Annotated in this window: 24 protein-coding genes and 1 tRNA gene; 17 read left to right on the forward strand and 8 right to left on the reverse strand. The window is 65.0% G+C overall.

Going from position 1 to position 20,428, the window contains the following annotated elements; all coding sequences use genetic code 11:
- Positions 1-9 precede the first annotated feature (9 nt).
- The 3 genes from E2K76_RS02035 to E2K76_RS02045 are packed head-to-tail and all read right to left on the reverse strand — an operon-like array spanning position 10 to position 3,153.
- Complete coding sequence (locus E2K76_RS02035; protein WP_136682592.1) at positions 10-810, reverse strand: transglutaminase family protein; 801 nt, start codon at positions 808-810, stop codon at positions 10-12.
- On the reverse strand, positions 807-1,757 hold the full coding sequence (locus E2K76_RS02040; RefSeq protein ID WP_136682593.1) for an alpha-E domain-containing protein: 951 nt from the start codon (positions 1,755-1,757) through the stop codon (positions 807-809). Before E2K76_RS02040 ends, E2K76_RS02035 begins: the two co-directional genes overlap by 4 nt.
- Positions 1,758-1,761: 4 nt before the next feature.
- Positions 1,762-3,153, reverse strand: coding sequence for a circularly permuted type 2 ATP-grasp protein (locus E2K76_RS02045; RefSeq protein WP_169053183.1), 1,392 nt, complete (start codon positions 3,151-3,153; stop codon positions 1,762-1,764).
- 189 nt (positions 3,154-3,342) lie between these two features.
- On the opposite strand from E2K76_RS02045, the gene E2K76_RS02050 reads away from it, so the two are divergent.
- From E2K76_RS02050 to E2K76_RS02060, 3 genes are read left to right on the forward strand one after another with little or no spacing between them, the layout of a single operon-like run.
- Positions 3,343-4,335, forward strand: coding sequence for a ligase-associated DNA damage response exonuclease (locus tag E2K76_RS02050; RefSeq protein ID WP_136682595.1), 993 nt, complete (start codon positions 3,343-3,345; stop codon positions 4,333-4,335).
- Complete coding sequence (locus E2K76_RS02055; RefSeq protein ID WP_136682596.1) at positions 4,332-5,909, forward strand: ATP-dependent DNA ligase; 1,578 nt, start codon at positions 4,332-4,334, stop codon at positions 5,907-5,909. Before E2K76_RS02050 ends, E2K76_RS02055 begins: the two co-directional genes overlap by 4 nt.
- Before the next feature lie 45 nt (positions 5,910-5,954).
- A complete protein-coding gene (locus tag E2K76_RS02060; RefSeq protein WP_246032857.1) occupies positions 5,955-7,727 on the forward strand; it encodes a M3 family oligoendopeptidase in 1,773 nt (590 codons plus the stop codon).
- Positions 7,728-8,032: 305 nt separating this feature from the next.
- Here the strand turns inward: E2K76_RS02060 and lepA are convergent, their stop codons facing one another.
- Entirely contained in the window at positions 8,033-9,832 is a 1,800-nt protein-coding gene (gene lepA, locus E2K76_RS02065; RefSeq protein ID WP_169053178.1) for a translation elongation factor 4, read from the reverse strand.
- A 170-nt stretch (positions 9,833-10,002) separates the two neighbouring features.
- Between lepA and E2K76_RS02070 the strand changes: the two genes are divergently transcribed.
- Positions 10,003-10,302: a hypothetical protein gene (locus E2K76_RS02070; protein ID WP_136682598.1), complete on the forward strand. Its 300-nt coding sequence runs from the start codon at positions 10,003-10,005 to the stop codon at positions 10,300-10,302.
- On the opposite strand, the gene E2K76_RS02075 is transcribed toward E2K76_RS02070, so the two are convergent.
- From E2K76_RS02075 to rpmB, 3 genes are all read right to left on the reverse strand, one after another.
- Positions 10,299-10,760, reverse strand: a complete 462-nt coding sequence (locus tag E2K76_RS02075; protein ID WP_136682599.1) for a copper chaperone PCu(A)C — start codon at positions 10,758-10,760, stop codon at positions 10,299-10,301. The genes E2K76_RS02070 and E2K76_RS02075 overlap by 4 nt on opposite strands.
- A gap of 4 nt (positions 10,761-10,764) precedes the next feature.
- Complete coding sequence (locus E2K76_RS02080) at positions 10,765-11,109, reverse strand: hypothetical protein (RefSeq protein WP_136682600.1); 345 nt, start codon at positions 11,107-11,109, stop codon at positions 10,765-10,767.
- A gap of 103 nt (positions 11,110-11,212) precedes the next feature.
- The gene (gene rpmB / locus E2K76_RS02085; protein WP_136682601.1) at positions 11,213-11,500 is read right to left on the reverse strand and encodes a 50S ribosomal protein L28; all 288 of its coding nucleotides are present in this window, start codon (positions 11,498-11,500) and stop codon (positions 11,213-11,215) included.
- Positions 11,501-11,771: 271 nt separating this feature from the next.
- Here rpmB and E2K76_RS02090 point away from each other — a divergent pair, with 271 nt between their 5' ends.
- The 7 genes from E2K76_RS02090 to E2K76_RS02120 are packed head-to-tail and all read left to right on the forward strand — an operon-like array spanning position 11,772 to position 16,542.
- Positions 11,772-12,476 carry a DUF3108 domain-containing protein gene (locus E2K76_RS02090; protein ID WP_136682602.1) on the forward strand — a complete coding sequence of 235 codons (705 nt, stop codon included), beginning with the start codon at positions 11,772-11,774 and terminating at the stop codon, positions 12,474-12,476.
- A gap of 44 nt (positions 12,477-12,520) precedes the next feature.
- Positions 12,521-13,822, forward strand: a complete 1,302-nt coding sequence (hisD, locus tag E2K76_RS02095; RefSeq protein ID WP_136682603.1) for a histidinol dehydrogenase — start codon at positions 12,521-12,523, stop codon at positions 13,820-13,822.
- Positions 13,819-14,679 carry a GIY-YIG nuclease family protein gene (locus E2K76_RS02100; protein WP_136682604.1) on the forward strand — a complete coding sequence of 287 codons (861 nt, stop codon included), beginning with the start codon at positions 13,819-13,821 and terminating at the stop codon, positions 14,677-14,679. Before hisD ends, E2K76_RS02100 begins: the two co-directional genes overlap by 4 nt.
- Positions 14,676-15,146: a UPF0262 family protein gene (locus E2K76_RS02105; protein ID WP_136682605.1), complete on the forward strand. Its 471-nt coding sequence runs from the start codon at positions 14,676-14,678 to the stop codon at positions 15,144-15,146. Before E2K76_RS02100 ends, E2K76_RS02105 begins: the two co-directional genes overlap by 4 nt.
- Before the next feature lie 12 nt (positions 15,147-15,158).
- On the forward strand, positions 15,159-15,611 hold the full coding sequence (locus E2K76_RS02110; RefSeq protein ID WP_136682632.1) for an arsenate-mycothiol transferase ArsC: 453 nt from the start codon (positions 15,159-15,161) through the stop codon (positions 15,609-15,611).
- Positions 15,608-16,000: a nuclear transport factor 2 family protein gene (locus tag E2K76_RS02115; protein ID WP_136682606.1), complete on the forward strand. Its 393-nt coding sequence runs from the start codon at positions 15,608-15,610 to the stop codon at positions 15,998-16,000. The genes E2K76_RS02110 and E2K76_RS02115 overlap by 4 nt, the downstream gene beginning before the upstream one ends.
- Positions 15,997-16,542, forward strand: coding sequence for a GNAT family N-acetyltransferase (locus tag E2K76_RS02120; RefSeq protein WP_136682607.1), 546 nt, complete (start codon positions 15,997-15,999; stop codon positions 16,540-16,542). Before E2K76_RS02115 ends, E2K76_RS02120 begins: the two co-directional genes overlap by 4 nt.
- Here the strand turns inward: E2K76_RS02120 and E2K76_RS02125 are convergent.
- Complete coding sequence (locus E2K76_RS02125) at positions 16,529-16,936, reverse strand: GFA family protein (RefSeq protein WP_136682608.1); 408 nt, start codon at positions 16,934-16,936, stop codon at positions 16,529-16,531. The genes E2K76_RS02120 and E2K76_RS02125 overlap by 14 nt on opposite strands.
- A gap of 27 nt (positions 16,937-16,963) precedes the next feature.
- On the opposite strand from E2K76_RS02125, the gene E2K76_RS02130 reads away from it, so the two are divergent.
- The 6 genes from E2K76_RS02130 (at position 16,964) to E2K76_RS02155 (ending at position 20,069) form a co-directional block, all read left to right on the forward strand.
- Positions 16,964-17,812, forward strand: a complete 849-nt coding sequence (locus E2K76_RS02130) for a carbon-nitrogen hydrolase family protein (protein WP_136682609.1) — start codon at positions 16,964-16,966, stop codon at positions 17,810-17,812.
- A 75-nt stretch (positions 17,813-17,887) separates the two neighbouring features.
- Positions 17,888-18,106: a translation initiation factor IF-1 gene (infA, locus tag E2K76_RS02135; RefSeq protein ID WP_045389309.1), complete on the forward strand. Its 219-nt coding sequence runs from the start codon at positions 17,888-17,890 to the stop codon at positions 18,104-18,106.
- Positions 18,107-18,146: 40 nt separating this feature from the next.
- A complete protein-coding gene (locus tag E2K76_RS02140) occupies positions 18,147-18,725 on the forward strand; it encodes a Maf family protein (RefSeq protein WP_136682610.1) in 579 nt (192 codons plus the stop codon).
- Positions 18,722-19,756 (forward strand): ribonuclease E/G, encoded by a 1,035-nt coding sequence (locus tag E2K76_RS02145; protein ID WP_136682611.1) that lies wholly within the window; start codon positions 18,722-18,724, stop codon positions 19,754-19,756. The genes E2K76_RS02140 and E2K76_RS02145 overlap by 4 nt, the downstream gene beginning before the upstream one ends.
- An 8-nt stretch (positions 19,757-19,764) precedes the next feature.
- Complete coding sequence (locus E2K76_RS02150; RefSeq protein ID WP_350339331.1) at positions 19,765-19,917, forward strand: DNA gyrase inhibitor YacG; 153 nt, start codon at positions 19,765-19,767, stop codon at positions 19,915-19,917.
- A gap of 76 nt (positions 19,918-19,993) precedes the next feature.
- Positions 19,994-20,069 (forward strand) — tRNA-Phe (locus E2K76_RS02155).
- The last annotated feature ends 359 nt before the right edge of the window (positions 20,070-20,428 follow it).

The following is a 20,428-nucleotide window of genomic DNA, read 5'->3' on the forward strand; positions in this document are numbered from 1 at the left end:
CCGCGCAACTTATTGCTCCACGGTCTGGACCGCAACCGCCACCTCCAGCCTTTCCTGGCCGTCGCCGCGCGCCCAGCCCCGGATCGGGGCGGCATCCTGCGCATCCAGCCCCGATGCGATGCGGATATAGCGGTCATCCGGGCAGCAGCCATTGGCCGCATCGAACCCAACCCAGCCAAGGTTCGGGACGTGGATTTCCGCCCAAGCATGGGCCGCATCCTGCCGTTCCTCGGCCAGCATGTAGCCGGAGACATATCGCGCCGGCATCCCTGCTGCCCGCGCCGCCGCGATGATCGCATGGGCGTGGTCCTGACAGACGCCCTGCGCCTGGCTCATCGCCTCGGCCGCCGTGGTCTGGGACTGCGTCACCCCCGGTGTCCAGAGGATCGCCTTCGCCACCCGTTCACACAACAGATGCGCGGCGTCCAGCACCTCGGGCAGCGCGCGCGCTTCTTCGGCCAGCGCCAGAAGCGCGTCGTCGGGATGGGTCAGCGCCGTCGCCTGAAGATAGCAGTGCGGCGAGACAAGCTCGCGGTGCCCGCGCAGGATGCCGCCGGTGTCCTTCGTCTCCACCCGCCCGCGCACCGTCACCTCGACCTGCGAAACGGGGCCGATCACCGACCAGCTTGTGACGCGATCCCCCGCCCCGTCGCGAAACGATCCGCCCGCCAGCCCATCGCTGACCCCGACCTCCCAGTCGATGACGCGCTGCCCCTCGTGCGAGGCGGGGGTCATGCGGTGGCTTTGCACCAGCCCGCGCACCGGACGGTCATAGCCATAGCGGGTCACATGTTCGACAGTCAGGATCATCGCACATCCCCCGTGAGATAGCTTTCCCAGACGTGATATCCCAAGGTGGCCACATCGCCGATGAAGCGGGTCAGGAACTCGTGCATCCCCTCGTCAAAGATATCCTCGACCGTGACCCGCTCCAGCATGTCGTTCAGCTGCCGCCCCCGCACCTGCGCCACGGTTTCGCGGCCATAGGCGCGGCCAAGCCGGTGCAGCGCGTGGTTGATGCCTTCCACGCTGGCGACCAGCGACCGGGGCGATTGCGGGTTCAGGATCAGGAAATCCGCGATCTTGCGCGCCGTGATCTCGCCCGCATAGGTCCAGTGGAACGCCCGGTGCAGCGACAGCGCCCGCAGCAGGGTCATCCACTGATAATTGTCCAGCCCCGAGCCCACGAACTCCACCCGCGGCAGCAGCACGTAATACTTCACATCCAGCAGCCGCGCGGTCGCATCCGCCCGTTCGAGGCAATATCCGAGGTTCAGGAAATCATAGCCGTCGTTGCGCAGCAGCGTCGCCCCGATGGACCCGCGCACCATCGCCGCATGGCGCGTCACCCAGTCGGTCAGCTGAGTCAGTTCCAGTTCCGACCGGGGCTGGCGTTCAAGCTGCTTCAATTCCTGAAACGCGGTGTTCAGCGCATCCCAGACCTGCGTGGTCAGGGCTGTCCGCACGATCCGCCCATTCTCGCGCGCCTGACGCAAGCAAGAGGCGACCGACGAAGGGTTGTCATGGTCGAAGAACAGATAGCTTTCGATGTTCCGCGCCACCGGCTCGGCATATTTTCGGTCGAACCCGTCGGCGGTGCCGGACGCTTGCAGCAGGCTGTCCCATTCGCTGCGATAGCCGTGGACGGAGGGCAGCAGGGAAATACGCGCGCCCACCTCCAGCAGCCGTGCCATCGTCTCGGCCCGTTCCATATAACGCGCGATCCAGAAAAGGTTGTCGGCGGTTCTGCTCAGCATTGTCTCACTCCGCCAGCACCCAGGTGTCCTTGACCCCGCCGCCCTGCGACGAGTTCACGACAAGAGAGCCTTCCGTCAGCGCCACGCGCGTCAGCCCGCCCGGCACCAGTTCCACCCGCTCGCCCACGAGGCAATAGGGGCGCAGGTCCACATGGCGTGGCGCGATGCCTTCGTTCACGAAGGTCGGGGTCGTGGACAGAGCCAGCGTGGGCTGCGCGATGTAGTTGCCGGGGTCGTCCTTGATGCGGGCGTGGAACCGCTCGATCTGGTCCTTGGTGGATTTCGGCCCCACCAGCATTCCGTATCCGCCCGATCCGTGGACTTCCTTCACCACCAGATCCTTCAGGTTCTCCAGCACGTATTTGCGGTCGTCCTCCTTGGCGCATTGCCAAGTGGGGACGTTGTTCAGGATCGGCTCCTCGCCCAGATAGAAGCGGATCATCTCTGGCACGAAGGTATAGACCGCCTTGTCATCGGCCACCCCAGCGCCGGGGCAGGAACAGATGTTCACCCCGCCCGACCGATACACATCCATCAGCCCCGGCACCCCCAGCATGGAATCGGGCCGGAAACACAGCGGGTCGATATAGGCGTCGTCGATGCGGCGATAGATGACGTCCACGCGCTTCGGCCCCTCGGTCGTGCGCATCCAGACATATTCGCCTTCGACGAACAGATCCTGCCCTTCGACCAGCTCGACACCCATCAGGTCGGCAAGGAAGCTGTGCTCGTAATAGGCCGAATTGAAGTGCCCCGGCGTCAGGATCACGATGGTCGGATCGCCCTTGCATTTGGCCGGCGCGACCGAGGCCAGCGTGCGGCGCAGCAGCAAGGGGTAGCTGTCCACCGGCTCGATCCGGTTTTCGCGGAACAGGTCGGGGAACATGCGCATCATGATCTCGCGGTTCTCCAGCATGTAGGAAACGCCCGACGGCGTGCGGCAGTTGTCCTCCAGCACGAAGAATTCGTCCGGCCCCGTGCGGACAAGGTCGATCCCCACGATATGGGAATAGACGCCCTTGGGCGGAACGAACCCCACGACCGATTTTTCGAACGCCGCGTTGCGATAGACCAGATGCGCCGGGATGCGGCCCGCGCGGACGATCTCGCCCCGCCCGTAGACATCGACCAGAAAGGCGTTCAGCGCCCGCGCTCGCTGCTTGATGCCGCGTTCCAGCCGCGCCCATTCTGCGGCGGTGAACACGCGCGGGAACATATCGAAGGGGATCAGCCGGTCCGGATCGCCGCCCTCGCCATAGACGGCGAAGGTGATGCCGATGCGGCGGAACAGGGCCTCGGCCTCGGCCTGCTTCATGTGCCGGAGCGCATCCGGCATTCGTTTGGTCCAACCCTCCAGCCTTGCATAGGGAATGCGGACTTCGCCGTCCTGAAACATCTCGTTGAAATAGGTCGTCACTCTTACGGCCCCTCACTGCATGGCCATGATCTGTGGCCGGCTGTTCCAAAGTCTAATCCCGCGGTTTCACGGCGGGGAAGTGCGGGCGCGATTTACGGGGTGAAGTTCGCAGCATTTGCCCGAAATTTAGGCGTTGGACCGGCGCAGGCCGCGTCCTACCTGAGCGATATGGTTCTGAGCTTCACCGACAGGGGCATCTTCTGCGAGGCGGGCGGCTTTTTCATCGACCCGTGGCGGCCGGTGGACAAGGCGCTGATCACGCACGGTCATTCCGACCACGCCCGCGCGGGCCATCGCCGCTATATGGCGACCGAAGCCGCCGCCCCTGCCATCCGCCACCGTCTTGGCGTCAAGGTGGACACGGTTCGTTTCGGCGAGGTGCGGCGGATCGGGGATGCCGACGTGTCGTTCCATCCGGCGGGGCATGTCCCCGGCTCGGCCCAGATCCGGGTCGAGGTGGCGGGCGAGGTCTGGGTCGTGTCGGGCGATTACAAGACCGAACCCGATGGCCTGTCCGAACCGTTCGAGCCGGTGCGCTGCCATGCCTTCATCAGCGAATGCACCTTCGGCCTGCCGGTCTTCAACTGGCAGCCGCAGCCTGCGATCATGGCGCAGATCAACGCATGGTGGGCCGCCAATGCCGCCGAGGGGCGGGTGTCCGTCATCGGGGCCTACTCGCTGGGCAAGGCGCAGCGCATTCTGGCCAATGTCGATCCCATCGGCCTGATCCTGACCCATGGCGCGGTCGAAGCGACGAACCGTGTGCTGCGCGAACAAGGGCTTCGCCTGCCCGAGACGACATGGGCCGGGCCGGATGTGGGCCTTTCGCCCGGCGCGCTCGTCGTCGCGCCGCCCTCGGCGCTGGGCACGCCATGGGCTGCGCGGTTCGGGCCATCGGCGCAGGCCTTCGCCTCGGGGTGGATGGCGCTGCGGGGGGTGCGTCGGCGGCGGGGGCTGAGCCAAGGGTTCGTGATGTCGGACCATGCCGACTGGCGGGGGCTGAACGACGCGATCCGCGCGACGGGGGCGGAACGGGTGTTCGTGACGCATGGATACACCGCGCCCTTCCGCCGCTGGCTGGCGGATCAGGGCTATGACGCCGGCGTGGTCGAAACGGAATACGAAGGCGACGACGCCGACGATGTCGAGGTGATCGAATGATCCGCTTCGCCGCCCTGTTCGACGTGTTGGACCGCACCACGAAAACCAACGCCAAGGTCGCCGCCCTTGCCGAATACTTCCGCGAGGCGCCCGAGGCAGACCGCCTGTGGACCATCGCCCTGCTGTCGGGCCGCCGCCCGAAACGCGCCGTCAACTCCACCGAACTGCGCATCTGGGCATCCGAGGCGGCGGGCATCCCCCTGTGGCTGTTCGAGGAGGCCTATCCCATCGTGGGCGATCTTTCGGAAACCATCAGCCTGATCCTGCCCCCCGCCACCCGCAGCGCCGATCGCCCGCTGGCCGACTGGATCGCGGATCTGATCGCGTTGACGGGCCAGCCCGCGGATCTGCGGCAAGCGGCGATCCTTGACGCCTGGGACCGCCTGACCACGCCCGAGCGGTTTCTGTTCAACAAGCTGATCACCGGCGGCTTCCGTATGGGCGTCTCGCAGGGACTGATGACGCGGGCGCTGTCTCAGGCCACGGGGATCGAGGAAACCGCACTGGCCCACCGGCTGATGGGCGACTGGACGCCGCAGACCACGACCTATGCCCGGCTGGTGCAGACCAACGATCCGGCCTCCGAAGGCTCGCGCCCCTATCCCTTCGCGCTGGCCACCGCGCTGGACGACGCGCAGGCGCTGGGCGATCCCGCAGACTGGCTGGCGGAATGGAAATGGGACGGCATCCGTGGCCAGCTTATCAAGCGTCCCGGGGCCTTCGCGCTCTGGTCGCGGGGCGAGGAGCTGATCACCGACCGCTTCCCCGAATTCGCGCCCTTGGCCGATTTCCTGCCCGATGGCACCGTGATCGACGGCGAGGTGCTGGCTTGGGGCGACGGTGCCCCGCTGCCCTTCGCGCAGTTGCAAAAGCGGATCGGGCGGCTGAACGTGCCGAAGAAGCTGCTGACCGAAGCGCCCGCGCATATGCTGGCCTATGACTTGCTGGAGGAGAACGGCGAGGATCTGCGCCCCCTGCCCCTGTCGGACCGTCGCGCGCGGCTCGATGCGCTGGTCGCGGCGTTGCCGAAGCTGCCGCTCGCGATCTCGCCCGCCGTGACCTTCGACGCATGGCCCGCGCTGGCTGCGATCCGCGAAACCGCCCGCGAACGGGGGGCCGAGGGGTTGATGGTGAAGCGCCTTGCCGCCCCCTATCACGTCGGGCGCAAGCGGGGCGATTGGTGGAAGTGGAAGCTGGACCCCTATACCGTCGACTGCGTCATGATCTATGCCCAGTCCGGCAGTGGGCGGCGCGCGACCCTGTTCACCGATTTCACCTTCGCGGTGAAGGATGGGGATGATCTGGTCCCCTTCACCAAAGCCTATTCCGGCCTGACCGATGCCGAGTTCGGCGAGATCACCGCCTGGGTCAAACGCAACACGCTGGAGAAATTCGGTCCCGTCCGCCGCGTCCCCCCCGTGCAGGTGTTCGAGATCGCGTTCGAGGGGATTCAGGCGTCGTCGCGCCACAAATCCGGCATCGCCCTGCGCTTCCCCCGCATGTCCCGCTGGCGCCGCGACAAACCACCCGAGGAGATCGACACGCTCGATAACCTGCGCGCCCTCTTGCCGTGACCTTGTGCGGACCCCTAGATGGGGTCCAACACGAAAGGACACCGCATGAACCTTGGCGATCTTCCCGATTGGGACCTGACGGACCTCTATGCCTCGCCCGAGGCGCCCGAAGTGGACCGCGATCTGGACTGGACGCGCGAGACCTGCGCCGCCTTCGCCGCGAAATACGAAGGCAAGCTGGCCGCCCTGACCGCAGCCGAACTGCTGGACTGCGTGCGGACATACGAGGCCATCGACGTGACCGCCGGGCGGCTGATGTCCTATGCGGGCCTGCGCTATTACCAGAACACCATGGACAGCGAACGCGCCAAGTTCATGGCCGACATTCAGGACGAGATCACCGACGCCTCGACCCCGCTGGTCTTCTTCAGCCTTGAATTCAACCGGCTGGACGACGCGCATCTGAACGCGCTGCTGGCAGAGAATGCCGATCTTGCGCGATACAAGCCTGTGTTCGACCGGATGCGCGCCATGCGCCCGCACCAGCTTTCGGACGAGCTGGAGCGGTTCCTGCACGACCAGTCCACCGTCGGTGCCGCCGCGTGGAACCGCCTGTTCGACGAGACGATGGCCGGCCTGACCTTCACCATCGACGGCGAGGAGTTGAACCTCGAATCAACGCTGAACCTGCTGACCGACACGGACCGCGCGAAACGCGAGGCTGCGGCCCGCGCGTTGGCCGCCGTGTTCGACAAGAACGTCAAGTTGTTCGCCCGCATCCACAACACGCTGGCCAAGGAAAAGCAGGTCGAGGATCGCTGGCGCAAGATGCCCACGCCCCAGACCGGGCGCCACCTGTCCAACCATGTGGAGCCGGAGGTGGTCGAGGCGCTGCGGAACGCGGTGGTCGCCGCATATCCGAAGCTGTCGCATCGCTATTACAGGCTGAAGGCGAAATGGATGGGGCTGGATACGCTGCAGGTCTGGGACCGCAATGCGCCGCTGCCGACCGAAACGCCCCGCACGATCGACTGGGCCGAGGCACGCCGGACCGTGACCGAAGCCTATGCTGCCTTCGATCCCCGCATGGCAGAACTGGCCGAGCCGTTCTTCACCGATGGCTGGATCGACGCGGGCGTGAAACCGGGCAAGGCACCGGGGGCCTTCGCGCATCCGACCGTCACGACCGTGCACCCCTATGTCATGCTGAACTACCTTGGCAAACCGCGCGACGTGATGACGCTGGCGCATGAACTGGGTCATGGCGTCCACCAGCGGCTGGCGGCGGATCAGGGCGAGATGCTGTCCTCCACCCCCCTGACGCTGGCCGAAACCGCGTCGGTCTTCGGCGAGATGCTGACCTTCCGCAAACTGTTGGACGCGGCGAAAACGCCTGCCGAACGCAAGACCCTGCTGGCCGGCAAGGTCGAGGATATGATCAACACGGTCGTGCGGCAGATCGCCTTCTACGATTTCGAATGCAAACTGCACGCCGCCCGCGCCGAGGGAGAACTGACCCCCGACGACATCAACGCGCTGTGGATGTCGGTTCAGGCCCAGTCCTTGGGCGATGTGTTCGAATTCATGGACGGGTATGAGACCTTCTGGTCCTACATCCCCCACTTCGTCCACTCGCCGTTCTACGTCTATGCCTATGCCTTCGGCGATGGCCTCGTGAACGCGCTCTATGCCGTCTATGCCGAGGGCGATGCGGGCTTCCAGGACAAGTATTTCGAGATGCTGAAGGCGGGCGGGTCCAAGCACCACAAGGAACTGCTGGCCCCGTTCGGTCTGGATGCCAGCGACCCCGCCTTCTGGGACAGGGGCCTGTCGATGATCGCCGGCTTCATCGACGAATTGGAGGCGATGGAAGACTGATCCCACGCCTGCGCATCGCCCGACAGCGGCGTTGCGCAGGCGCCCGACCCTTGATCCAATAAAAGCGGGGCCGACCCAACCGCTCCCCCCGGAGCGGGACTCATCCACTCACGAACCGTCGGCCCCGCCTTTCCCGATCAAGGGCGCTTGAGAATGCGATGCCTGCCAAGCAATTCAATGCCTTGGCAAATAATCGGCAGTGAGGCGCTTAAGTTGCCGAAACGGGCGGCAGCTTTACGCCTTGCAACCGGCGGACCACCGTCGCCGGTCCAAGCCGCGATGGCCTGGCCCGGACGAGGTTCGCATCAGCTGTCCATCTTGAGCGCCGAGATGAAGGCTTCCTGCGGAATCTCCACCTTGCCGAACTGGCGCATCTTCTTCTTGCCCGCCTTCTGCTTGTCCAGCAGCTTGCGTTTCCGGCTGGCGTCGCCGCCATAGCATTTCGCCGTCACGTCCTTACGCATCGCCGACAGGGTTTCCCGCGCGATGACGCGCCCGCCGATCGCCGCCTGAATCGGGATCTTGAACATGTGGCGGGGGATCAGCTCTTTCAGCTTCTCCACCATCACCCGTCCCCGCGATTCCGCACGGTCGCGGTGAACCATCATCGACAGCGCGTCCACCGGCTCGTCATTCACGAGGATCGACATCTTCACAAGGTTGTCCTCGCGGTATTCGCTGATCGTGTAGTCGAAGGACGCATAGCCCTTGGTCACCGATTTCAGCCGGTCATAGAAGTCGAACACCACCTCGGCCAGCGGCAGGTCATAGACGACCATCGCACGGCTGCCGGCATAGGACAGGTCGATCTGGATGCCGCGGCGGTCCTGACACAGTTTCAGGATGTCGCCCAGATAGTCGTCGGGCACCATGATCGTGGCCTTGATGCGCGGCTCCTCGATATGTTCGACATAGGTCAGGTCGGGCATGTCGGCGGGGTTGTGCAGATCGCGCACCTCCCCATCCTTCATGTGCAGCTTGAAGACCACCGACGGAGCGGTGGTGATCAGGTCCAGATCATATTCCCGCTCCAGCCGGTCGCGGATGACCTCCAGATGCAGCAGGCCAAGGAAGCCGCAGCGGAAGCCAAAGCCCAGCGCGGCCGAGGTTTCCATCTCGTAGCTGAAACTCGCATCGTTCAGCGCCAGCTTCTCGATCGCGTCGCGCAGCGCCTCGAAATCGTTGGCGTCCACCGGGAACAGACCGCAGAACACAACCGGCTGCGCGGGTTTGAAGCCCGGAAGCGGCGTGTCGGTGCCCTTGCGTTCATGGGTGATCGTGTCGCCCACGCGCGTGTCGCGGACCTGTTTGATGGATGCGGTAAGCACGCCGATCTCGCCCGGGCCAAGTTCCGCGATGTCCACCATCTGCGGCTTCAGCACGGCCAGCTTGTCGATGCCGTAAACGGCGCCGGTCTGCATCATCTTGACGCGGTCGCCCTTGCGGATCACCCCGTCCATGACACGGATCATGACGACGACGCCCAGATAGGCGTCATACCAGCTGTCCACCAGCATCGCCTTCAAGGGCGCGTCGCGGTCGCCCTTGGGGCTGGGCAGGCGCGTGACGATGGCTTCCAGCACGTCCGGAATGCCCATCCCCGACTTCGCCGAAATCGGCACCGCGTCCGAGGCGTCCAGCCCGATCACATCCTCGATCTGCGCCTTCACGCGGTCGGGTTCGGCGGCGGGCAGGTCGATCTTGTTCAGCACCGGCACAATCTCGTGCCCCGCGTCCAGCGCCTGATAGACGTTGGCCAGCGTCTGCGCCTCGACCCCTTGCGACGCATCGACGACCAGAAGCGAGCCTTCGACCGCGCGCATCGACCGCGACACCTCGTATGCGAAGTCCACGTGGCCGGGGGTGTCGATCAGGTTCAGGATATAGGTGTTGCCATCCTTCGCCGGATATTCGATCCGCACGGTGTTGGCCTTGATGGTGATGCCCCGCTCGCGTTCGATATCCATCGAATCGAGCATCTGCGCCTTCATGTCGCGTTCGGCCACCGTCCCCGTCATCTGGATCAGACGGTCGGCAAGGGTGGATTTGCCGTGGTCGATATGCGCCACGATGGAGAAGTTGCGAATGCGGTCAAGCTGGGTCATGGCGCGCATATGACCATGAAACATTGGCCGGTCAATGGCAGAGTGCGGCCCCCGCCCCGCCGCCGTCACGATTTCGCGAACCGTGTCCGCCCCGTTGAAAATTTCGCCCGTCACGCCATACTGCCACCACAGAATAAAAGCCCGAAACGGGCAGGAACGAGGCAGAACAGATGAAACGTCATACCTTCGCGGTGGCGCTTGCGGCGCTTACCCTCTCCACCCCCTCAATGGCAGGCCCGATCGAACGTGCCTGCCTGAACGCATCCAACGGCACCCGCGCGGTCTGCTCCTGCATCCAGCAGGTGGCCGACATGACCCTGCGCGGCGGCGATCAGCGCAAGGCGGCCCGCTTCTTCGCCGATCCCGATGCCGCGCAAGAGATCCGAATCTCCAAGCGCGACAGCGATTCGGCCTTCTGGCAGCGGTATCGCAACTTCGGCAATACGGCCGAGGCCTATTGCAAGGGCTAGTGGTGGTGATGGCCGGCTGACGCGCCTTCGGGCGTCTTGTCGGTCACGGGCATCTCCACGTCGATCACCTCGCCCCGCTCGAAGGTCAGCTCGATCGTCACCGTCTCGCCCGGTTTCAGCGGGCGGGTCAGGCCCATCAGCATCAGGTGATCGCCGGAACGGTCCAGTATGCGTTCGGCATGCCCTTCCACGGAAAACCCGTCCTCGGCGTGGCGCATCCGCATCACGCCATCCACCTCGCTATGCGTATGGGTCTGCACGACCTCCGCCGCGTCGGAACGGGCCGAAACGAGGCGGTCCGGCTCGCCCGAATGGTTCACGATCCGCATGAAGGCGGCGGCGGTCTTGGCCGCAGGGGCCGCCACCAGCAAATAGGGGTCCTCGATATGGATGCCGTCATGGGCATGCACGGGAAGGGCGAAAAGCGCCAGGGCGGCGGCGACGGTCAAGGCTTTCATTCTGTCATCCTTTCAAGGAAATCATGCGATGGGGCTGCCGCACCATCGGCGGCGCTCTGGCACGGATGACGGACATCTTTGCGACCACTTCCGGCGATGGTGCCGCCACGGGCTGCGCCGGATAGATCCTGACAGTCCGGTCTGGGATCGCGCCGCCCTCCGCCACGGCCACCGCATGGCTCGGGGTGCAGTCCGGGCAGCCGTCGGGAATCGGTTTGCCCTGCGCGTCCAGCGCGATCAGGTGGCCATCGCAAAGTTCGGCCCAGATCGCGGGCGCGCCATGCCGCAACCCGCCCGCAAGCGGGACCAGCAGCAGAAGCGACGCAAGGATCGGCAGCACGAGGCGCATGGCGCAGATGCATACCCTTGCCCGCGCGGCACGTGAAGCCGGTAAAACGGCAAAGGCCCCGCCGATGGCGAGGCCCGATATCACACGGAAATCAACGCGAGGATCAGGCGGCGGCCTGAGCCTTGCTGATCTCTTTCTTGATTTTCAGTGCCTTGTCCGACAGTTCGTCATCCTTGGCTTTCGCAAGGAAGGCGTCCAGACCGCCACGGTGATCGACCGTGCGCAGGGCTGCGGCAGAAATGCGCAGCTTGAACGACTGGCCCAGCACGTCCGAGATCAGCGTGACGTCGTTCAGGTTCGGCAGGAAGCGCCGACGGCTTTTGTTGTTGGCGTGAGAGATGGTGTTGCCCGACATCGGGCCTTTACCGCTCAGTTCGCAGACGCGCGACATGATGATGGTCCTTTACAAACATGAAGGGCACCGCCAACAAGGCAGCGCGCCGAAATTCCGTTGCGCCCCTTTAGGGACAATCTCCGCCCGCGTCAAGCGATTCACCTTGAATGCAGGGCGCCGCTGCCACGGCCCCGTGGCAGCGCGGGCGACGAAGGCCCTCCGGACGGAGGGGCTGAGGAGCCCGCCACCCCCCCGCCGATTGCGGAAATGTCATCGCGCCCTGCCGTCCGCCGCCCTATATCAAGCCTTCGCGACACGGAGACGACATATGCGCCACATCGCCCTCGCCTTTCTTCTCGCCTTTCCGGGCGCAGCCATTGCGCAGGAACAGGCCAGCTATTCGCTGACGATCCGCGGCATCAGCGCCGGATCGCTCCGCTTCGCCGGGCAAGAGGAGAACGGCCGCTACAGCGTGAACGGCGTGATGGAAAGCGGCGGGCTGGTCGGCATCCTGCGCCGCATCCGCTATGACGCCGCGGCGCAGGGCCGCGTGTCGCAGGACCGTTTCACGCCCTCCAGCTATTCCGAGCGTGCCGACAACAACGGGCGCAAGCGCGATGCCGTCATGGAATACCGCGCTGGCGTTCCACAGGTGAAGCAATACGACCCACCCCGCCGCGCGGATGAAGATGACGTGAACCCCACCACCCAAGGCGGCACCGTCGATCCGCTGACCGCGCTCTATGCCACCCTTCGCGACGTCCCGGCGGGCGAGGAATGCGGCCACTCGCTCAAGATCTTCGACGGGCGCCGCGCCACCGAACTTGCGCTGTCACGTCCGCAGCGGCGCGGCGATACCGTCACCTGCAACGGCGAATACCGCCGCATCGCAGGCTTCTCGGCCAGCGACATGGCGGAAAAGACGCGCTTCCCCTTCACCATCACCTATGCCCCCGCCCCGAACGGGCAGATGCGCGTGACCGAGGTTTCCACCGACACGATCTATGGCCGCGCTCGTCTGACCCGCCGCTAGACGGGCTTCGCGCCCCTTGCTAACAGGGTGGAAAGGAGACCGTCATGCCGCACTTCCTGTCCACCCTCGACGCAGATTTCGAGGCCGCCTTCACCGCCCTTCTGGGCATGAAGCGCGAGGACAGCCCCGATGTGGACAGCGCGGTCGCTGCCATCATCGACGATGTGCGCAAACGCGGCGACGCGGCGGTGATCGACCTCACCTCCCGTTTCGACCGTCTGGACCTGACGCCAGAAACCCTCGCCTTCACGGCAGAGGAGATCGAGGCCGAATGCGCCAAGGTCTCGCCCGAGGATCGCGCCGCGCTGGAGTTGGCCGCCGACCGCATCCGCGACTACCACGCCCGCCAACTTCCGCAGGACGAGCGGTGGCAGGACGTCCATGGCGCGACGCTGGGCTGGCGTTGGGGTCCGGTCTCGGCGGCGGGGCTTTATGTTCCGGGGGGGCTGGCCTCCTATCCGTCGTCGGTGCTGATGAACGCCATCCCTGCCAAGGTGGCTGGCGTCGAACGGTTGGTCATCGTCTGCCCCACCCCCGGCGGCGTGGTGAACCCGCTCGTGCTGCTGGCGGCGCGGATCGCGGGCGTCGATACCGTTTATCGCATCGGCGGGGCGCAGGCCGTCGCCGCGCTGGCCTATGGCACCGCCACCATCGCGCCGGTGGACAAGATCACCGGCCCGGGCAACGCATATGTCGCCGCCGCAAAACGCCGCGTCTTCGGCAAGGTCGGCATCGACATGATCGCCGGCCCGTCCGAGATTCTGGTGATCGCTGACAAGGACAACGACCCCGACTGGATCGCGCTGGATCTGCTGTCCCAAGCCGAACACGACGAAAGCGCCCAGTCGATCCTGATCACCGACGATGCCGATTTCGGGCGCGCCGTGGCCGATGCGGTGGACAGGCGCCTCGAAACGCTGGAGCGCCGCGCCATCGCGAGTGCCAGCTGGCGCGATTACGGCGCGATCATCACCACCCGCGATCTGTCCGAGGCCGCCACCCTTTCGAACCGCGTCGCGCCCGAGCATCTGGAGCTCTGCACCGCCGACCCCGACGCCCTTTCGGCAAAGATCACCCATGCCGGCGCGATCTTCCTTGGCGCATGGACGCCCGAGGCGATCGGCGATTATGTCGGCGGTCCCAACCACGTCCTGCCCACCGCCCGCTCGGCGCGTTTCTCCTCCGGCCTGTCGGTGCTGGACTTCATGAAGCGCACGACGATCGCCAAGATGACGCCCAAGGCGCTGGCCGCCATCGGCCCCGCCGCCGAGCGCCTCGCGACCTCGGAAAGCCTGCAGGCGCATGGGCTTTCGGTCACCGCGCGGCTGCAAAGGCTGAACGAATGAACCACGGACGCTCGCTCGAACTGTTCTTCGTCGACGGCAAACCCGCAGGCATCGTCACCGCCGAGGTCTTCAACTGGACCGGCCACGTCCTGCGCATCCCGCGCACCGAAATCGCCAAGGGGCTGCGACGCGAACAAGCGTCCTATGCTGGCGTCTATCTGCTGCTGGGCGAACAGGACGGGCAGCCCTGCGCCTATGTCGGCGAAGGCGAGGATGTCGCCAGCCGCATCAAGTCGCATGACCAGAGCCGGGATTGGTGGGACGAGGTCGTCATCGTCACGACCCTTTCGAACAATCTGCACAAGGCGCATATAAAATATCTGGAATCGCGCGTGGTGGAGAAAGCGTTGACGGTCGGAAGCACCCTCCAGAACGGGAATACTCCGCCAAGGTCGGGTCTGTCCGAAGCCGCGCGCGCGAATATGGAAGAGTTTCTGGAGATGCTCGATCTGGTGCTGGCGGCGCTTGGAATTGGTCTGATGGTGGACAACAAGCGTCGCGCATCCGCCACGCTTTCAGATGATCAGCCATCTGCCCCGCTTTTTGAACTGAGCAGAGGCGGAGAAATCGTCGCCGCCGCCGACGTTATCGGTGACGAGTTCGTCGTGCGCAAAGGATCGGTCGCGGGCAACTGGAACGCCGATTCTGCGCATACATATAAAAAGCTGCATAACGAACTTGTTGTAAAAGGCGTTGTCGCCGACGGGAAGTTCCAGATTTCCTATGCGTTCAAGAGCGCGTCTGCCGCGGCCGCCATCGTCCTCGGCCGTGCGGCCAATGGGCCGCGAAACTGGCGCCGTCCTGACCGAACCACCTACGCCGACTGGGAAGCCGCACAGCTCGGGGCGCTTCAATGACCCGCATCTGCCATATCGAGATCGACGAGACCGGGCTGAAGCCCCCCACGCCGGAGATCGAGCAGGAGCGGCGGGTCGCCGTTTTCGACCTGCTGGAGGAGAACTCCTTCACCCTGCCCGCCGAACGCGCGGCGCCCGATGGGCCGTATCGTCTGCTGCTGGCGATCCGCGACCGGCGCCTTGTATTCGACATCGCGACCGAAGGGCAGGACAAGGTGGGCGAATTTCACCTTTCGCTGGGTCCATTCCGGCAGGTGGTCAAGGATTACTTCCAGATCTGCGAAAGCTATGCCGAGGCGGTCAAACGCCTACCCCCCAGCCAGATCGAGGCGATCGACATGGCCCGGCGCGGCATCCACAACGAAGGGGCCCGCGTGCTTCAGGAACGGCTGGAGGGCAAGGCCGAGGTGGACAAGGACACCGCCCGCCGCCTGTTCACCCTCATCTGCGTCATGCACTGGGGGTAACGCTTGGCCGACATGCCCGCCTCCATCCTGTTCTGTTGCGACCATAACGCGGTCCGCTCGCCCATGGCGGAAGGGATGATGAAGCAGCTTTACGGCAAGCGGTCCTATGTCCAGTCGGCGGGCGTCAAGAACGACATGGAGGTGGACGGCTTTTCCGTTGCCGTCTGCCGCGAACTGGGGATCGAGCTGGAACGCCACCGCGCCCGGTCCTTCGACGAGATGCAGGAATGGGGCGACGATCTTTCCGGCTTCGATCTGATCGTGGCGCTGTCCCCCGCCAGCCAGCGCATGGCGCTGGAGCTGACCCGCTATTACCATCTGGACGTGGAATACTGGCCGATCCTCGACCCCACCGGGATCGGGGAATCGCGCGATGCGAAGCTGTCGGCCTATCGGCAGGCGCGCGACCAGATCCGCGAACGGATACTTGCCCGGTTCGGACCACCAAGGGAGAAAGACGCATGAGCCGCGATGTCATCGAACGCTATTACGCCGCCTTCAACGCGGGCGACGCACAGGGGATGCTGGACCTCGTGACCGATGACGTGGAACACCGCGTCAACGAGGGCGAGACGCGCCACGGCCGCGAGAAATTCGCCGAATTCTGCTCGCATATGGGCGTCAGCTATTCCGAGCAGCTGAAGGACATGGTGATCTTTGCCGAAGGCAACCGGGGCGCTGCCGAATTCACCGTCCATGGCAAATATCTGAAAACCGATCCCGGCCTGCCCGAAGCCGTGGGTCAGACCTATGTCCTGCCTGCCGGGGCGTTCTTCGACATCCGGGATGGCAAGGTCGCGCGCGTCACGACCTTCTACAACCTGTCGGACTGGGTGCGACAGGTCTCGGCATGATCGTTCGCCGTCTGGATGGCGCGCATCTGGACGATGTCGCGCGGCTGCGGATCGCGGTGTTCCGCGACTGGCCCTACATCTATGACGGCGATCTGGATTATGAGCGGGAATATCTGCGCAGCTATGCCGACCCCCGCGCCATCGTCGTGGGGGCGTTCGACGGGGACCGTATCGTCGGCGCGGCGACGGGTATGCCGATGGAGGATGCAGAGGACTTCGCGTTCGAAAACCCCGAAGGCGTCTTCTATTGCGCGGAATCGGTGCTGCTGCCCGAATATCGCGGGCGCGGGATCGGCCATCGGTTCTTCGATCTGCGCGAGGATCACGCGCGGGCGCTGGGCATGACCCGCAGCGCCTTCTGTTCGGTGATCCGGCCCGAGGATCACCCCCTGCGCCCCACGAATGCCCGGACGAACGACGCCTTCTGGCGGGCGCGCGGATACGCCCCTATGCCGGGCGTGACCGCGACCTTTCACTGGCGCGACATCGGCGACGACCGGGAAACCGACAAGCAGCTCCAGTTCTGGATCAGAACGCTGTAAAGCGCAGCACCCCCGCCACCCGGTTGCCGCCTCCGTCGGACGGATGGTTCACCCCGTCATGCACCAGAATTTCCGGCAGGAACGGGCTTACGCCAAGGCAAGCGACGTTCACCCCGTATTCGTTCGGATTCGACCGCCGCTGGTGATGCGTATAGATGCCGCAGCGCGAACAGAAATGGTGCCGCGCGGTCATCGTTCCGAACTGATACAGCGTCAGCAGATCCTCGCCGGCGATGAACTCGATCCCGTCCAGCCGGACCGAAACGACCACCGCCCCGCGCATCCGGCAGAAACTGCAATCGCAGCGCCGCGCGGATTTCAGGCCGCCCGGCAGATGCACGCGAAACCGAACGCCGCCGCAATGGCACGCGCCCTCGAAATCCACCTTGTCCATCGCCCCAAACCTCCGTTCAATCGCGGCATGAGAATCGCCGCCGCCGCCTATCCGCTGACATGGTTCGACAGCTTCGCCGACTATGAGGCGAAGCTGACCGATTGGACAGGCGCGGCCAAGGCCGATCTGCTGGTCTTTCCCGAATATGGCAGCATGGAACTGGCCAGCCTTGGCGGGCGCGAGGTCGCCGCCGATCTGGAACGCGCGCTGCACGAGGTCGCCCGCCACGAGGATGCCGTCGATGCGCTGCATCTGAAGCTGGCGGCCCAGAACGACTGCCTGATCCTTGGCGCCTCGCGGCCCGTCTTCACCGGGGATCGCCCCGTGAACCGCGCGACGCTTTACGGGCCGGGCGGCATCCTTGGGCATCAGGACAAGCTGATCATGACCCGGTTCGAGCGGGAGATCTGGGACGTGCGCGCGGGCGATACGCCGAAGGTCTTCGACACCGCGCTGGGCCGGATCGGGGTAATCATCTGCTATGACAGCGAATTTCCGCTGCTGGCCCGCGCGATGGTGGATCAGGGGGCCGAGATCCTGCTGGTGCCGTCCTGCACCGACAGTCTGGCCGGGTTCACCCGCGTCCGCGTCGGCGCGATGGCCCGCGCGCTGGAGAACCAATGCGTCGTGGTGCAGGCCCCCACCGTGGGCGATTGCGACTTCTGCCCCGCCGTGGATGAAAACGTGGGCCGCGCCGCGATCTATGGCCCGCCCGACCGCGGCTGGCCCGAAACCGGGGTGCTGGCCGAAACCGATCTGAACGCCCCCGGATGGGCGCGCGCGTATGTCGATCTGGCCGCCGTGGCCGAGGTGCGGCGCGATGGCGGTGTGCTCAATCATCTGCACTGGGCCGAACAGCTGCGCTTTTGCACTTGATTCTTTGACGGTCCGGGCGCATCTAGCCCCCGAGCCTGCGCCCTCGCGCGGGCCGAACCCCTTTTCGGAGACAACATGGCCAAGGAAGACATTCTCGAATTCCCCGGTGTCGTGAAGGAACTCCTGCCCAACGCGACATTCAAGGTCGAACTCGACAATGGCCATGAATTGATCGCGACGATGGCAGGCAAGATGCGCAAGAACCGCATCCGTGTTCTGGCGGGCGACAAGGTGCAGGTGGAAATGACCCCCTATGACCTTTCCAAAGGTCGCATCAACTACCGCTTCAAATAACTTGCCGGAGCCGCGAACGGCTCCGGCCACAGGAGTATCCATGCGCCTGATCCTCGGCTCTGCCAGCCCGCGCCGAAAGGACCTTCTGGCGCAGCTGGGCATCACCCCCGACGCAATCCTGCCCCCCGACATCGACGAGACGCCCCTGCGCGCCGAACTGCCCCGCCCCTATGCCGCGCGCATCGCGAAGGCCAAGGCCGAGGCGATCACGGCGGGCGAGGACGATATCGTGCTTTGCGCCGACACCACCGTCGCACTGGGCCGCCGCATTCTGGGCAAGCCCGAAAACGCCGGACAAGCCGCCGAGTTTCTGGTGATGCTGGGCGGACGCCGGCATCAGGTCATCACCGCCGTCGCCATCCGCCGCGGCAGCCGCATCTGGACGCGCGAGGTCGTGTCGGACGTCAAGATGAAGCGCCTATCGGATATCGAACTGAACACCTATCTGGACAGCGGCGAATGGCAGGGCAAGGCGGGCGCCTACGGCATCCAGGGGCTTGCGGGGGCGTTCATTCCGTGGATTTCCGGATCTTTCACCGGCATCGTCGGCCTGCCCATGGCTGAAACCGCCGCAATGCTGGCCACTGCCGGCTATCCCGTGCATCGGAGGGCCGCATGAAGGGTCGCATCATCGTTTTGGACAGCTTTCAGGGGCGCGACGCGGCGGCCCTGATCGTGGACGGCCAGCTTCACGACCTGCTGATCGACGCCGACACGGATGCGCCGATCCCCGGCGCGATCTATCGCGGCGTGGTGGATCGGCTGATGAAAGGTCAGGGCGGTGTTTTCGTGAAGCTGCCCGATGGCGGCTCGGGCTTTTTGCGGCAGGTTTCCGGCCTCGCCCCCGGCCAGCGCGTGCTGGTGCAGGTGACGGGCGCGGCGGAACGGGGCAAGGCGACGCCCGTCACCACGCGGCTGCTGTTCAAAAGCCGGCTGTGCATCCTGACACCCGGTGCGCCCGGCCTGAACGTCTCGCGCCGCATCCGCGACGAGGAGTTGCGCGAAGGCCTGACCGCGCTGGCGCAGGGCGCGATGGACGGCGCGGACGAGACACTGGGCGTCATCCTCCGCTCTGCCTGCGAAGGTGAGGACGAGGGCGAGATCGCCGCCGACATCATCGCCACGCGCGAGTTGGCCGAGGCGGTTCTGTCCGACATCCACGGCGCGCCCGAACTGCTGGTCGAAGGCCCGACGGCGCAGGAGATCGCATGGCGCGAATGGTCCGATCCCGCGCCGGACGAGGTGGTCGAAGGCGGCTTCGAGGAGCATGGCGTGCTGGAGATGATCGACGCCGCCCTGTCGCCCGAGGTGGACCTTGGCGGCGGCAGCATGGTGATCGAGCCGACTCGCGCTCTGGTCGCGGTGGATGTGAACACCGGCGGCGACACCTCGCCCGCGGCCGGCCTGAAGGTGAACATTGCCGCCGCCCGCGACCTGCCCCGCCAGCTTCGCCTGCGCGGCCTTGGCGGTCAGGTGGTGGTCGATTTCGCCCCGATGACCAAGAAGGACCGCGCCACGCTGGATCAGGTGCTGCGCGCTGCGTTCAAGGGCGAGGCGGCGGAAACCAGCCTTGCCGGATGGACCCCCCTTGGTCTCTACGAACTGGTCCGCAAACGCGACCGCGCACCCTTGTCCGAGGTGCTGGCATGAGCTGCCCGATCTGCGCCAAGGAAACGGACCCGAAATACCGTCCCTTCTGCTCCAAACGCTGCGCGGATGTGGATCTTGGCCGCTGGCTGAAGGGCAGCTACGCCATCCCCGTCGCCCCCGAGGAGGAACCCACCGAAGAAGATCCGCCCCTGCCGCATTAAGGCAAAGATTTTCTTCGAAACCCTCTGGACACCCCCCGCGCCCTGTCATATCAGAGCGCCACCGAAAGGCAGCGTTGCCCGGATAGCTCAGTTGGTAGAGCAGCGGATTGAAAATCCGCGTGTCGGCGGTTCAAATCCGTCTCCGGGCACCACCACAACCTCATGCTTTCTCATCATATTTTGCAGAGCACTTGGTTCTCTGGATTCCTCAACCGCGTACTGGGGACACGAACCTGAAAATGACGGAGAGAGAATTCTTCTTCAATTGAATGGCGGGAAGCATGCCCGAACCCTTCAGGCGCATTCCGTTGCCTCGGTCGATGAACCCAAACGATGAGAGAACTGCGAACAGAGTATGTTCGATTGCGCGCCGATCCGAGAGCACCTGCCTGCTCCCCCGGCGCTCGCTTATGTCATCAGACGCCCTTAAAAATCGAGCGATACTGTGCTGAACAGCTTGATTACCGAAATATCGATGAAGTGAGCTACTCCCCTGAAATCGGACAGTGAC

The organism is Falsirhodobacter xinxiangensis, assembly GCF_004959935.1.
GTDB lineage: Bacteria > Pseudomonadota > Alphaproteobacteria > Rhodobacterales > Rhodobacteraceae > Falsirhodobacter > Falsirhodobacter xinxiangensis.